Here is a 13,403-nt window from a genome sequence, read left to right on the forward strand (position 1 = left end):
TCTGTGGTGCAATAAACACGAGTGGTCCCCGGCACGACTATGGCCGGGTTACTTGGACCAGAAGTTCAGGTCCTCGAAGAAGCCCTTCACCCCGTCCACCCAGGACTGCGCCTGCGGACTGTGCTTGGTCCCACCGGCCTGGGTGGATTCCTCGAACTGGCGCAGGAGCTGCTTCTGCTCCTTGGTCAGGTTGATCGGCGTCTCCACCACCACGCGGCAGATCAGGTCGCCGACGGCACCGCCGTGCACCGACTTCACGCCCTTGCCGCTGACCCGGAACTGCTTGCCGGTCTGCGTCTCCGCGGGGACCTTCAGCTTGACCCGGCCGTCCAGCGACGGGACCTCCAGCTCGCCGCCAAGGGCGGCGGTCGCGAACGACACCGGCACCTCGCAGTGCAGGTCCGAGCCCTCGCGCCGGAACAGCTTGTGCGGCTTGACCCGCACCTGCACGTAGAGATCACCCGGCGGGCCACCATTCATGCCGGCCTCGCCCTGGCCGGCCAGACGGATGCGGTCGCCCGAGTCCACACCGGCCGGGATCTTCACGTCCAGGGTGTTCTGCTCCTGCACCCGACCCTTGCCGTGGCAGGACTTGCAGGGGCTGGAGACGATCTTGCCGGAGCCCTCGCAGCGCGGGCAGGTCTGCTGCACCGAGAAGAAGCCCTGCTGGATGCGTACCTGCCCGACCCCGTTGCAGGTCGGGCAGGTCTCCGGCGAGGTCCCCGGTTCGGCGCCGGAGCCGTCGCAGGCCTCGCAGGAGACGGTGGTCGGGATACGGATCTTGACCTCGGTGCCGAACACGGCTTCTTCGAGCGTCAGGTCCAGGTTGTACTGCAGGTCGGAACCCCGGTAGGCGCGCTGACCGCGGCCGCCTCCACCACCCCCGAAGATATCACCAAAGATATCCTCGAAGATGTCGCTGAAGTTGGAGGCCCCGGCCCCGCCGCCGAAGCCGCCGGCCGAACCGTCCACGCCGGCATGGCCATAGCGATCGTAGGCCGCCCGCTTCTGATCGTCGCTGAGGACGTCGTAGGCGGCACGCGCCTCCTTGAACTTGGCCTCGGCCTCCTCGTCCCCCGGGTTGCGGTCGGGGTGGTACTTCATTGCCAGGCGGCGAAAGGCCTTCTTGATATCGGCGGCCGAGGCGTCCTTGGCGACGCCCAGCACCTCGTAATAGTCGCGTTGTGACATGGTCATTTCCAGGTAGATCGTTCGCGCGAACGCGGAGTGCCTTCACGCAAACGCCCGGAGGTACCGTGTACCCCGGGCGTGGCGTGTGGTCGAAGTCTGGCGGCGCCAAGGCGCCGCCGGACGGGCATCAGCCCTGCTTCTTCTGGTCGTCGTCGACTTCCTCGAACTCGGCGTCCACGACATCGTCGCCCTGCTGGCCGCTGTCGGCCTGCTCGGCACCGGCCTCGCCCGCGGCGTCCGCGTTCTGGGCATAGGCCTTCTCGGCCAGCTTGCCGGAGGCCTCGGCCAGCTTCTGCGTGGCCTGTTCGATGGCGTCGGCGTCCTCGCCTTCCATCGCGGTCTTGACCTCGGCCACCGCCGACTCGATCGCGGAGCGCTCGTCGTCGGAGACCTGGTCGCCCAGATCCTTCAGCGACTTCTCGGCGGAGTGCACCAGGGCATCGGCCTGGTTGCGTGCCTGGACCAGCTGCTGGAACTTCTTGTCTTCCTCGGCATGCGCCTCGGCGTCCTTGACCATCTGTTCGACTTCCTCGTCGGACAGACCGGAGGAGGCCTTGATCACGATCTTGTTCTCCTTGCCGGTGGCCTTGTCCTTGGCGGACACGTTCAGGATGCCGTTGGAGTCGATGTCGAAAGTGACCTCGATCTGCGGCACACCGCGCGGCGCGGCCGGGATGTCCTGCAGGTCGAAGCGGCCCAGCGACTTGTTGGCGCTGGCCATCTCGCGCTCGCCCTGCAGCACATGCACGGTCACCGCGGTCTGGTTGTCCTCGGCGGTGGAGAACACCTGGTTGGCCCTGGTCGGGATCGTGGTGTTCTTCTCGATCAGCTTGGTCATCACGCCGCCCATCGTCTCGATCCCGAGCGACAGCGGGGTCACGTCCAGCAACAGCACGTCCTTGACGTCGCCGCCCAGCACGCCGGCCTGCACCGCGGCGCCGACCGCAACGGCCTCGTCCGGGTTCACGTCCTTGCGCGGCTCCTTGCCGAAGAACTCCTGCACCGCTTCCTGCACCTTGGGCATGCGGGTCTGGCCGCCGACGAGAATCACGTCGTCCACCTCGGAGGCGGACAGGCCGGCGTCCTTCAGCGCGACCTTGCACGGCTCGATGGAGCGCTTGACCAGGTCCTCGACCAGGCTCTCCAGCTTGGCCCGGGTGATCTTCAGCGCCAGGTGCTTCGGCCCGGTGTTGTCGGCCGTGATGTACGGCAGGTTGACCTCGGTCTGCTGGCTGGAGGACAGCTCGATCTTGGCCTTCTCGGCGGCCTCCTTCACGCGCTGCATCGCCAGCGGATCGCCCTTTATGTCGATGCCCTGGTCCTTCTTGAACTCGTCGACCAGGTAGTCGATCAGGCGATTGTCGAAGTCCTCGCCACCCAGGAAGGTGTCGCCGTTGGTCGCCAGCACCTCGAACTGGTGCTCGCCGTCCACCTCGGCGATCTCGATGATCGAGACGTCGAAGGTACCGCCACCCAGGTCATACACGGCGATCTTGCGATCCCCGCGCTGCTTGTCCATGCCGTAGGCCAGCGCGGCCGCGGTCGGCTCGTTGATGATGCGCTTGACCTCGAGCCCGGCGATCTTGCCGGCGTCCTTGGTCGCCTGACGCTGGGAGTCGTTGAAGTAGGCCGGGACGGTGATCACCGCTTCGGTGACCTCCTCCCCGAGGTAGTCCTCGGCGGTCTTCTTCATCTTCTGCAGCACGCGCGCGGAGATCTCCGGCGGGGCCATCTTCTTGCCCTGCACCTCGATCCACGCGTCGCCGTTGTCGGCCTTCACGATGCTGTAGGAGACCAGCTTGATGTCCTTCTGGACCTCGCCTTCGTCAAACTTGCGGCCGATCAGTCGCTTGGCCGCGAACACAGTGTTCTGCGGATTCGTGACCGCCTGGCGCTTGGCGGACTGGCCGACCAGCACCTCGCCGTCGTCACTGAACGCGACGATGGACGGGGTGGTGCGGGTGCCTTCCGCGTTCTCGATGACCTTGGCCTGGTCGCCTTCCATCACGGCGACGCAGGAGTTGGTGGTCCCGAGGTCGATACCGATGATCTTGCCCATGATTGAAATCTCCTGATGCGAAAAAGTGGCGCTGCAGAGCGTCGTTCTCTGCCAACTTGTACGGGAATCTGGGGGCCCGGGCCGGGTTTTCAAGGGGCGATATCCGAGCCGCCCCCTGATCCGCCCGGGTAGCCGGGTCAGGCGCTTTCGTCGATGTTCGGCGAGGTCGGTGCCTTGGAGACCACCACCATGGCCGGGCGCAGTACGCGGTCCTGCAGCATGTAGCCCTTCTGCATGGTCGCCACCACCGTGTTCGGCGGGTACTCCGGGTCTTCCTGCATGGACATCGCCTGATGGCGCTCCGGGTCGAAGCGCTGGCCGGTCGGGTCCTCGGCCTGGATGCCGAACTTGTCGAAGACCTTGGTCAGGTTCTTCAGGGTCAGCTCGGCCCCCTCGATGATGCGCTCGACATCCTGGGTCTCGCGGGCCGCCTTCAGCCCCATCTCCAGCGAGTCGCCGACCTCCAGCATCTCGGAGGCGAACTTTTCCATCGCGTATTTGTGCGCGTTCTCCAGCTCGCGCTCGAAGCGCCGGCGCTGGTTCTCCAGTTCCGCCTGCGTGCGCAGGGCCTGGTCACGCCGTTCCTCGGCCAGGGCCTCGAGCTCCTGCAGCCGTGCCTCGGTATCGCCCTCGCCGGGGTGGTCGCCATCGGCCTCGGGGGCCGCCTCGTTCCCGGTCTCGAGCTCTTCCGGTTGTTCCTGGGGTTCCCGCTGTTCCGACATGCTGGCCTCGCGAATCAATGAAAAGTGGAACCGCCCGCCGGGTCGCCAGCCGGCAGGCGGGGTATTCGGGTTGACTACGGGGACTGTGGGGGCATCCGTTCGGGTTTCAAGGGCGACCCGCTACTTCGGGTCGCCCGGCGGCTGATCGCCCAGGGCCGAGCCGAGCAGACGCGCGGTCACGTCCACGATCGGGATCACCCGGTCGTAGGACATGCGCGTGGGTCCGATGACCCCCAGCACGCCGACCACCTCGCCATCCACACTGTAGGGCGCAGTCACCACCGAGCAGTTCTCGAACCAGTCCAGTCCGGACTCGCGGCCGATGAAGATCTGCACGCGGTCGCTGCGAATGCACTGGTCGAGAATCCCGAGGATCTCCTGCTTTTCGTTGAAGGCCTCGAGCAGCTGCCGCAGGCGCTCCATGTCCGCCAGCTCCTCGTAGCCGAGCAGGTGAGTCTGGCCGGCCACGACCACGTCGTCCGGGTCCTCGTCACCGACCGCCTTCTCGCCCAGATCGATCGCCGCCAGCATCATCGCGTCCAGGTCGTCGCGCACGTCGCGCATCTCGCGCAGCAGCTCGGCCCGCACGGCGTGCAGGCTCTTGCCCGCCAGATGGGCGTTCAGATAGTTCGCCATGCGCTGCAGTTCGTCCTGGCCGAAGTCGCGCTCCAGCTCCAGCACGCGGTTCTGCACCTCCTTGCCGTCGATGACCAGGATCGCCAGGATGCGCCCCTCGCCCAGGCGCAGGAACTCGATCTGGCTCAGCGCCACGTTGCGATGCCGTGGCAGGCGCACCATCCCGGCCATACGCGTGACCTGCGACAACAGGTTGCTGGTGGTGTCCATCAGATCCTGGGTACTGGCGTTCGGATCAAAGCCGGACTGGATCGCGCGCACCTCCTCCGGTGAGGGGTTGCGCACCTCCAGCAGGCTGTCGACGAACAGCCGGTAGCCGGCCGGCGTCGGGATGCGCCCGGCCGAGGTATGCGGCGCATGGATCAGGCCCATGTCCTCGAGATCCGCCATCACGTTGCGCACGGTGGCCGCACTCACGCTGAGCCCGGAGGTGCGGGCCAGGGTACGCGAGCCGACGGGCTGGCCGTCCCGGATGTAGCTCTCGATCAGGGTCCGCAACAGGGTACGGGCCCTGGCGTCCAGATTGATGAAAGCGTTTTCCATGGGTCGTCAGCGCTCCACTCGGTCGAGTGCCAGAAGGTACCAGTCTTGGATGGTGCCGGAATCCGGTCAAGAAACCCCGGGTGCAGTCGCGGTCCCTTTTCCGGATAATGCCGGCATGATGCCAGACTTCAACAAGGTCGGGCTGGTCGGCAAGACCAGCGATTCGCGCACCGCACCGCTGGTCGCCACGCTGGTCGGTCTGCTGCAGGAGCGCGGCCGCCAGGTCTTCATGGAACAGGAGATCGACGGCTTCGAGCGTCCGGAGCGGGTCGGGCTCCTGCCGCTGGAGGAGCTGGCCAGCGCGGTCGATCTGCTGATCGTCATCGGCGGCGACGGAACCCTGCTGGCCACCGCCCGCAAGGTCGCCGATGCCGACACGCCGCTGCTGGGGATCAACCTGGGTCGCCTGGGATTTCTCGTGGATGTCTCCCCGGACACCGCCCCGGAGGAACTGGGCGAGGTCCTGGACGGGGCCTTCGAGCGCGAGCCGCGGGCGATGCTGGAGGCCGAGCTGATCCGCGACGGGGTCACCATCCACCACGGGATCGCGCTGAACGACGTCGTGGTCCATGTACTGAGCGTGGTGCGCATCATCGAGTTCGACACCGCGATCGACGGCATGGACGTCGGCCGGCTGCGCGCCGATGGCCTGGTGGTGGCCACGCCCACGGGTTCCACCGCCTACGCCCTGTCCGCCGGCGGGCCGATCCTGACCCCGCAGCTGGACGCGATGGTCATGGTCCCGGTGTGCCCGCACAGCCTGAACCACCGCCCGCTGGTGGTCAGCGGCCGCTCCACGGTGGAGATCCGCCTGTCCAGTGGCAGCCGTTCCCCGGCCCAGGTCGCGCTGGATGGCCAGGAGAACGTGGACTTCGCCCCGGGCGACCTGCTGCGCATCCACCGTCGCGAACAGGCCCTGACCCTGATCCATCCCCGCGAACATCACTTCCTGCGCGTGCTGCGAACCAAGCTGCGCTGGGGCGAGCAGCCCTGATCCCATGCTGCGACTGATCAGCATCCGCGACTTCGCCATCATCGACCAGCTGGAACTGGAGCTGGACACGGGCCTGAGCGCCCTGACCGGCGAGACCGGGGCAGGCAAGTCCATCCTGATCGACGTGATCGGCCAGCTGCTGGGCGACCGCGCCGACGCCGGCATGGTGCGCGAGGGGGCCGAACAGGCCGACCTGTCCGCGGAGTTCGCCCTGCCCGGGCAGGGCCCGGCCGGCGCATGGCTGGCCGAGCAGGATCTGGCGGACCCCGACGACGACGCGGTGCTGCTGCGCCGGGTCCTGACCCGCCAGGGCAAGAGCCGCGCCTGGATCAACGGCCGCCCGGTCGCGGTCGGCCAGCTGCGCACATTGGGCGAGTGGCTGGTGGACATCCACGGCCAGCACGCCCATCAGCAGCTATTGCAGCGCGACACCCAGCGCCTCTGGCTGGACGGCTTCCTCGAAGGCGACCGGGTCTCCCACGTGCGCGAGGCCCACACGGCCTGGCGCGAGGCCGCCCGCGCGCTGGAGCAGGCCCGCGAGAGCCAGGCCGACACCTCCGACCGCCTCGACCTGCTGCGTTTCCAGACCACCGAGCTGGCCGAACTGGCCCCGGTCCAGGACGAATACCCGCAACTGCTGGCCGAGCAGAACCAGCTCGCCCACGGCACCGAGGTGCTGAGCGCGCTGCAGACCGCCAGCCAGCAGATCGAGGACGACGCCGGCGTCGATGCCCAGATCGGCCATGTGCTGCACGCGCTGCAGGACGCCGCGCAGCACGACGAACGGGTGAACCCGACGCTGGAGCTGCTGGAGTCCGCGCGCATCCAGATCACTGAGGCCGGCGACACCCTGCGTCGGCTGGCCGACGGCATCGAACTGGACCCGGAACGCCTGGCCGAGCTGGACCAGCGCGTCGGCGAGTACCTGCGCCTGGCGCGCAAGCACCGGGTCGATCCCGAGGCCCTCCCGGGCCTGCACGACGAACTGCAGACCGAGCGGGACGCCCTGGAGAACGGCGACCAGACCCTCGAGGCCCTGGAGGCGCGCGAACAGGAGACCCGTACCGCCTTCGACTCGGCTGCCAAGGCGCTGAGCAAGGCCCGCCAGCAGACCGCCAAACGCATCGGCCAGGCGGTCACCGACACCATGCAGGAGCTGGGCATGGCCGGCGGCCACTTCGAGATCGCCATCGAGCCCGCCGACAAGCCACAGGCGCACGGTGTGGATCACATCGAGTTCCGCGTCGCCGCGAACCCCGGCGCCGCCCCCCAGCCGATGGCGAAGGTCGCCTCCGGCGGCGAGCTCTCGCGTATCGGGCTCGCGCTACAGGTGCTGGCCAGCCAGCAGCAGACCGTACCCACGCTGATCTTCGACGAGGTCGACAGCGGCATCAGCGGCGCGGTCGCCGAGGTCGTCGGGCGCAAGCTGCGCACCCTGGGCGAGCGCCATCAGGTCCTGTGCGTGACCCATCTGGCCCAGGTCGCCGCCCAGGCCCACCAGCAGCTGGAGGTGCAGAAATCGCACGGCAAGGACGGCACCCGCACTGCCATCCAGCCGCTGGACGACGAGCGCCGCGTCGAGGCCCTGGCCCGCCTGATCGGCGGCACCCAGCTCACCGAGACCACCCGCACCCACGCCCGCGAACTCCTGTCCTCCGCCGGTTAGTCCAGCACGAAGGCCACAAAGGACAACACGCAGGATGCGATGAGCGCAGCGGATCGTGGAGCGGGCGCTACAGGATCACCACCGCTGAACCATGCGGTTCAGGACCGCGCCGGCCAGATGCCGTCCGCCAGATGGCGCGCACCGGGTGGCAGACGCGGCATCCAGTAGACCCAGAGGGCCGTGGGACCATCCTCGGTCCAGGCGGGCACCAGGGCCCGGCGATACTCCCCGCGGCCGTCCGGGCGCACACCCTCCAGGGCGTCGACGCGCGGCAGGGCCCGCGGCGGATCGGGCAGGCGAATCCACTCGCCGTGCACAAGCTCCTGCGCCGCATCCGGGGCTGATGGCGCGAGCCCCCGGAAGCGGCGCTGACGCCCCGCGTCACGGGCCGGGTCCTGCCCGGCATTTAGCAGAATGCTGTCGGCGGGGATCTGTACGGCGGGATATCCCACGGGTAGGCCGTAGAGCGACCCGGCAATGGTCGCGGCGCGAACCCGGAGGGCGCTGGAGCAGAACGCGCGGTGGTTGGCGAAGCCCTGTTTCAACGTCCCGTACACGAACAGATCGACGTATCGCGACATCGCTATTCCTGGGGGAGCCGCACCACCGGGCGCCACAGACGCGCGGACTCCGGCACCTCACCGGGCCAATCGACCACGTAGTCGATCAGGGGGAGGTCGGGGGCATCACACTCGCGGATGACCCGGCCGGCCACCGAGACGCGGGCGCGCTTGACCGTCTCCGGATCGCCCGTCAGCAGAGGGTGCCAGGTCGGCAGCGGGTGGCCCTCGAAACGCAGGCGATAGGCACAGGTGGGCGGCAACCAGTGATAGTGGGGCAGGTCCTTTCGGGTCAGCTGGATGCAGTCCGGCACGAAGTCCCGGCGGTTGGCGTAGTCCGAGCAGAAACCGGTCTCGCAGTCGAGCAGGTCGCAGGCCAGCCAGGTAAAGGCCAGCTCGCCCGAGTCCTCGTCTTCCAGCTTGTGCAGGCAGCAGCGCCCGCAGCCGTCGCACAGGGCCTCCCACTCTTCGTGGCTCAGGGTCTCGAGCGGGCGCTCCCAGAACGGGCGGGCATCCGGCGCGGCCGATTCACTCATGATCCCCGTAGTCCTCGCCCAGGCGGCGGCGCCCTTCGTCGCGCAGGCGTTCCACGGTCTGTCCCCAGCGCTCCTGGGTCACGTAGTGCATCAGCACACGCCCGCGGCGCGGGACCAGAATGGCCAGCCCGTCCTCGGGGTAGAGCCAGTAGCTGTGATCGGAGTCCATGCGCAGGCGCTCGCGCGGCTCGCCAAAACGCTGGGTAATCAGGTCCTCGGTCCAGTGGGCGCGCGGGATGTAGCTCATCTCGACGATCGGGACGTTGCCCAGCGATGTCAGGGCGTCGTCGCTCAGTCCGTAGCGCCGGGCCCCGCTGGGCATGGGCCGCTCGGACGTCGTCTCGGCCTCGATCCGGTCCAGCGCCGCCTCATCCAGATCCGGGCGCAGGATCAGGTTGGCCTCGAACGGGGGGATGCGCGCGTTCACGTAGTAGGCCTCCACCGAACGCGAACCGTCGGCATCCACGAACAGGCGGATGTCCGGCACCGGCAGGCGGCCCATCAGGTCGGCCATGGTGGTCTCGCCCAGCACGATGCCCAGCACCCGCGTGCGCTGACGATCCCCTACCTCGATCTGCCACGGAAGGTCGGAGAACTGCTGACTGCGCATGCCACCCGGGTTGGAGTAGACCCACATGGCCAGCGCCAGGATGACCCCCATCGCCACCAGCCCGATGATCCAGCGTACATGCATCGCGCAATTCCCCTTGAAGACACAAAGCCCGGCCGTGGCGGGCGCGCCATGCCGCCTCGTATAATGCGACGCTCGCCCGACCACCGGATACCAGCCCGCCATGTTCGCACGTTTGTCTGCCTGGATCACCGCCCGCTCCGTCCCCGGCGACAGCGGCGGGCGCATCCTGATCCTCGCCCCGCGGGCCACCCTCGAGACGGCCGCCGACTGGCTCGCGGAGCTGGCCGACGCCGTCGGGCCGATCACGCTGGGGGTCACCGACTGCGGCCATGACCGCGAGGCGGCCGGCTTGATGGATGCCACCCCGGCGCTGGCGATGCGCCCGGACCTGGCGGCCCCGCGTCTGGCGCGGCTGCGGCCGCGCGCCGTCGTGGTCATCGGGCCCCTGCGGGCCGGCGAGCACGACCTGGGCCCCGCACTGGCCTCGCTCCATGCACCGCGCATCTGGGTGAATGCCGAGGGCGACACCGGGGGCGTCGAGTGGGATGCCGTGTTCGCGGCGCGCGAAGACGCCCCGGCCCCCGGGATCGCCGAAGTGATCGGCGACCCGATCGCCGGGGCGGTGGAACTGCCGGCCCCGCCGTCCGACTCCAGCGCATTCTGCGAACGCTTTCGCGAATACCACGAAAAGGGCCATCCGATCCTGCTGGCACCCAACACCGGCCCGGGCGAGGAGGCCTTCGCGTTTGCCGTGCTGTTCGCGGTTCTGCGCAAGAGCGCGGCCATCCTGCTGCTGGCTCCCGCGGACCCGGCCCGTCACGAGCCGGTCTATCGCGACGCCATCAAGTACTCGCTGCCGATCATCCGCCACAACCGCTTTATGACCTCCTTCGTGCCGCGCAAGAACCGGGTCTACTACATCGAGGATCCGGAGACGGTGCACGCCGCCTACACCTGCGCCCAGGTGACCCTGCCGGGCGGCACCCTGGCCGCCAGCGAGACCCCGCCCGACCTGGGCCTGCCGCTGGCCTGTGGCAGCGCGGTCATCTGCGGCCCGGCGGAGCATGAACGCCACCCGGATGCCGCCACGCGACTGCGTATCGCCGCCGAGCACACCGGCCTCGTCGCCCGCGGCGAGGACCCCGAGCAGGTGGCCGACGAGGTGCTCGCGCGCCTCGCGGAGGGGATCGACCCGGCGGCACGGCGCGCACGCCTCGCTGAATGGCAGTCCCGCCAGTCCGGCGCACGCGCCGCGGTGCACGCCCGCCTGCAGGCCCTGCTCGCCCCCGCCTGACCCGGCGCGGAGCCGCCGGGCGGTGAAATGCAACTAATTGATCTATAATCGGGTCAACGAGTTACAGGTTTACCGGACAGGTTCACGCACATGATCGACGCCAGCCACTCCCTCGCGGGCATCCAGAAGGGCATGACCAGCATGCGCCAGCAGGCCCACACGGTGGCCACCGAGAACGCGGGCAGTCGCGAGAGTATGGGTGCCCAGGTGGGCATGATCGCCAGCCAGAATCAGGTCGAGGCCTCGGTGAAGACCCTGCAGGCCGAGGACCGGATGATCGGCTCGTTGCTGGACGTACGCGCCTGAATCCGGGCAACGCCTGAGAACACGCCTTACCAGGAGGCTCGCCGAGTTACGCGATGGAAGTCCCGGTCACCAACCCGTCTGCTGCGGTACCGGTCGGCACACGCCCGACCGGCAGCGACCGGCTGGGCCTGGGGCAGCTCTCCACCCCGGCCGATTTCGATCGCCCGCTGAACGACCCCGAGGCCGGCGAGGCCCGCCGCCCGATCGAGGATCGCGCGGAACAGGACGAGAACCGCCGCGGCGATGCCGAACAGGACCAGGGCCTGGCCTTCCCCCCGCGCTCGGAACAGGAGATGGCCTCGCGGGCCCGGGTCGCGGCCCAGATCGAGGCCTTCCGCAGTGGCAATGACGCCGAAGGGGCCGCGGCGCCGGACGGTGGCGTGCTGGGCGGCGTCGGTGTCGAGGCCCTGCGCCGCCGCGTGGAACTCGCGGTCAGTCTGGCCGGGCCGGCCGAGGAGCCACGCCGCGAACTGAACGTGGTGGTCTAGCCCTCCGCGGAGCGCACGAAGAAGGTCCACAGCGCTTCACTGGAAGGCCCGGAAGATCGGAAGAAGCGCGTTGGGGTCATGACGCAGTGCCCTCAGGCCCTGCGTGACACGCCACCCCCACGCTCTCGTCATCCCGAACACCAACAGCACCGATCAGCCGTCATCGCGAGGTGCGCAGCACCGTGGCGATCGGCTCGCGAGATCCCGGCGCTTCCTTCAGGTTGCACCCCTGACAGGCGGCCGTGCCGGCTACTGCAGGCGCGGCGCTGCCTTGGCCTGTGCCTGGTTCTGCAGCCACTCCTGGGCGCGTTCGCCCGCGTGCAGGCGCTCGTCGGGGCTCAGCTCGCGCGCCACGCGCTCGCGGTAACGCGCCGCGCTCGCGATCCCCATCTCCGCCGCGATCGCATACCACTTGAACGCCGACACATCGGAGCGTTCCACGCCCTCGCCCATCGCGAACAGCCGCGCGAGATTGGCGGCACCGCGCCCCTCGCCGGCCTCGGCCGCCAGCAGATACCACTGGGCCGCCTGTTCCGCATCCTGCGGCAGGCCCCGGCCCTCGTCGAACTTGAGCCCCAGGTTGAACATCGCCTGGGCATTCCCGCGCTCCGCGGCAATATGGAACCAGCGGGCCGCCTCGTTGGGGTTCGCCTCCAGGCCGTCCCCCTGCTCGAACAGGACGGCCAGGTTGAAGGCGGCATCCGGGAACCCGGCCTCGGCCGAACGCTGATACCACTGCGCGGCCTCGAGGGGATCCCGCGGCAGGTGCTGCCCCTCATCCAGCAGGACCCCCAGGTTGAAGGCGCACTGCGGGTCCCCGGCCTCGGCCCCCTGCCGCCAGAGGGTCATCGCGACGGCGTGTTCGCCGCGGGCCCAGGCATTGCGAGCCTGCTCCAGGAGAGATTCTTGCGAAGAGGATTGCGCCATCACTGCCGTCCGGAATTGCCTTTGTCTCACTCTAGCGACCCCGCGAAGGGCCGTCGACAAACCGCACGAGGATGCGTGACAGAAACCACGCCCCGGGCGAAACGCAAAGCTGTGATGAATTTCCCGAAACACCGGAGGGGGCTCAAGGGTCAAGAGGTGTGAACGCAGTTGCGCGTTTACATCCACCTCAATGGACAGGAGTTTCCATGAAGCATTCCACCAAGATTCTGGCCGCCGCGGCCATCGCACCCTTTGTACTTCTGATGGGCTGCTCCGACGGCGACATGGGCATGGACGAGTTCGAGGAACAACAGATGCAGGAACAGCCCGAGGGGGGTGAAGGCGGCATGCAGAGCGCCCCGCCACCCGAAGGGAGCATGCAGGAGCCGCCGCAAGAGGGCGAGATGCAGCAACCCCCGTCCGATGGCGGCATGGAACCGGAGGGTGACGGCAACTTCTGACCCCCGGACGCCCTGCAGGGGCGTCCAATCCGGATGAAGCAAAAAAGCCCCGGCACGCCGCGCGTGCCGGGGCTTCTTGTTTCGGCTCAGCCGGGATCAGTCGCTGAAGGTATCCTCCATCTCGTCCCCGGCATCCTCCATCGCGTCGCCAGCATCGTCCATGGCGTCATCGATGTTCTCACCGGCCTCTTCCGCCGGGCCCTGATTGTCACACCCCGCGAGGGTCGCGCTGCCCAGCGCCATCATCAGGGCAAGCATCAGAATCGTCAGTCGTGATTTCCACATGGTGTTCTCCTTTACCGTTGCAGTCCGTTCCGGATCATTCCCTACGCACGGGCGGATCACCCGCCGTCGGGACACTCGGCACTAAGGCCCGGTTGAGCGCC

At 68.5% G+C, this 13,403-nt stretch carries 15 protein-coding genes; 6 read left to right on the plus strand and 9 right to left on the minus strand.

The window, feature by feature from the left end; all coding sequences use genetic code 11:
* Window positions 1-48: 48 nt before the first annotated feature.
* The 4 genes from dnaJ to hrcA form a co-directional block, all read right to left on the minus strand.
* Window positions 49-1,197: a molecular chaperone DnaJ gene (dnaJ, locus tag F793_RS0111470; RefSeq protein ID WP_018876097.1), complete on the minus strand. Its 1,149-nt coding sequence runs from the start codon at window positions 1,195-1,197 to the stop codon at window positions 49-51.
* A gap of 121 nt (window positions 1,198-1,318) precedes the next feature.
* Window positions 1,319-3,250 carry a molecular chaperone DnaK gene (gene dnaK, locus F793_RS0111475; RefSeq protein WP_018882471.1) on the minus strand — a complete coding sequence of 644 codons (1,932 nt, stop codon included), beginning with the start codon at window positions 3,248-3,250 and terminating at the stop codon, window positions 1,319-1,321.
* Between the two features lie 137 nt (window positions 3,251-3,387).
* Window positions 3,388-3,972: a nucleotide exchange factor GrpE gene (gene grpE, locus F793_RS0111480; RefSeq protein WP_018882472.1), complete on the minus strand. Its 585-nt coding sequence runs from the start codon at window positions 3,970-3,972 to the stop codon at window positions 3,388-3,390.
* A 120-nt stretch (window positions 3,973-4,092) separates the two neighbouring features.
* Window positions 4,093-5,151, minus strand: a complete 1,059-nt coding sequence (gene hrcA, locus F793_RS0111485; RefSeq protein WP_018881216.1) for a heat-inducible transcriptional repressor HrcA — start codon at window positions 5,149-5,151, stop codon at window positions 4,093-4,095.
* A gap of 115 nt (window positions 5,152-5,266) precedes the next feature.
* Here hrcA and F793_RS0111490 point away from each other — a divergent pair, with 115 nt between their 5' ends.
* Together F793_RS0111490 and recN are read left to right on the plus strand one after the other, a co-directional pair.
* The gene (locus F793_RS0111490) at window positions 5,267-6,145 is read left to right on the plus strand and encodes an NAD(+) kinase (protein ID WP_018865770.1); all 879 of its coding nucleotides are present in this window, start codon (window positions 5,267-5,269) and stop codon (window positions 6,143-6,145) included.
* Between the two features lie 4 nt (window positions 6,146-6,149).
* Window positions 6,150-7,811: a DNA repair protein RecN gene (gene recN, locus F793_RS0111495; RefSeq protein ID WP_018882473.1), complete on the plus strand. Its 1,662-nt coding sequence runs from the start codon at window positions 6,150-6,152 to the stop codon at window positions 7,809-7,811.
* Between the two features lie 98 nt (window positions 7,812-7,909).
* Here the strand turns inward: recN and F793_RS0111500 are convergent, their stop codons facing one another.
* Genes F793_RS0111500 through F793_RS0111510 form a run of 3 tightly spaced genes read right to left on the minus strand, consistent with a single transcriptional unit; the run spans window position 7,910 to window position 9,601 of the window.
* Complete coding sequence (locus F793_RS0111500) at window positions 7,910-8,392, minus strand: gamma-glutamylcyclotransferase (protein WP_018882474.1); 483 nt, start codon at window positions 8,390-8,392, stop codon at window positions 7,910-7,912.
* Window positions 8,393-8,394: 2 nt separating this feature from the next.
* Window positions 8,395-8,907, minus strand: a complete 513-nt coding sequence (locus tag F793_RS0111505; protein WP_018882475.1) for a YcgN family cysteine cluster protein — start codon at window positions 8,905-8,907, stop codon at window positions 8,395-8,397.
* Window positions 8,900-9,601: a hypothetical protein gene (locus F793_RS0111510; protein WP_018865774.1), complete on the minus strand. Its 702-nt coding sequence runs from the start codon at window positions 9,599-9,601 to the stop codon at window positions 8,900-8,902. The genes F793_RS0111505 and F793_RS0111510 overlap by 8 nt, the downstream gene beginning before the upstream one ends.
* Window positions 9,602-9,701: 100 nt before the next feature.
* On the opposite strand from F793_RS0111510, the gene F793_RS0111515 reads away from it, so the two are divergent.
* The 3 genes from F793_RS0111515 to F793_RS0111525 all read left to right on the plus strand — a co-directional run bounded on the left by F793_RS0111515 (window position 9,702) and on the right by F793_RS0111525 (window position 11,629).
* Window positions 9,702-10,835, plus strand: a complete 1,134-nt coding sequence (locus F793_RS0111515; RefSeq protein ID WP_018882476.1) for a hypothetical protein — start codon at window positions 9,702-9,704, stop codon at window positions 10,833-10,835.
* A 90-nt stretch (window positions 10,836-10,925) separates the two neighbouring features.
* Entirely contained in the window at window positions 10,926-11,141 is a 216-nt protein-coding gene (locus F793_RS0111520) for a hypothetical protein (protein ID WP_018865776.1), read from the plus strand.
* A 53-nt stretch (window positions 11,142-11,194) separates the two neighbouring features.
* The gene (locus F793_RS0111525) at window positions 11,195-11,629 is read left to right on the plus strand and encodes a hypothetical protein (protein WP_018876090.1); all 435 of its coding nucleotides are present in this window, start codon (window positions 11,195-11,197) and stop codon (window positions 11,627-11,629) included.
* Window positions 11,630-11,878: 249 nt separating this feature from the next.
* Here the strand turns inward: F793_RS0111525 and F793_RS0111530 are convergent, their stop codons facing one another.
* The gene (locus tag F793_RS0111530) at window positions 11,879-12,556 is read right to left on the minus strand and encodes a tetratricopeptide repeat protein (RefSeq protein WP_018865778.1); all 678 of its coding nucleotides are present in this window, start codon (window positions 12,554-12,556) and stop codon (window positions 11,879-11,881) included.
* A gap of 206 nt (window positions 12,557-12,762) precedes the next feature.
* On the opposite strand from F793_RS0111530, the gene F793_RS0111535 reads away from it, so the two are divergent.
* Window positions 12,763-13,017, plus strand: coding sequence for a hypothetical protein (locus tag F793_RS0111535; RefSeq protein WP_018877321.1), 255 nt, complete (start codon window positions 12,763-12,765; stop codon window positions 13,015-13,017).
* 96 nt (window positions 13,018-13,113) lie between these two features.
* Here F793_RS0111535 and F793_RS0111540 read toward each other — a convergent pair whose 3' ends face one another.
* Window positions 13,114-13,302, minus strand: a complete 189-nt coding sequence (locus F793_RS0111540) for a hypothetical protein (protein ID WP_018865780.1) — start codon at window positions 13,300-13,302, stop codon at window positions 13,114-13,116.
* Between the last annotated feature and the right edge of the window lie 101 nt (window positions 13,303-13,403).

It is taken from the genome of Thioalkalivibrio sp. ALE22 (assembly GCF_000381445.1).
In the GTDB taxonomy this organism is placed as follows: domain Bacteria; phylum Pseudomonadota; class Gammaproteobacteria; order Ectothiorhodospirales; family Ectothiorhodospiraceae; genus Thioalkalivibrio.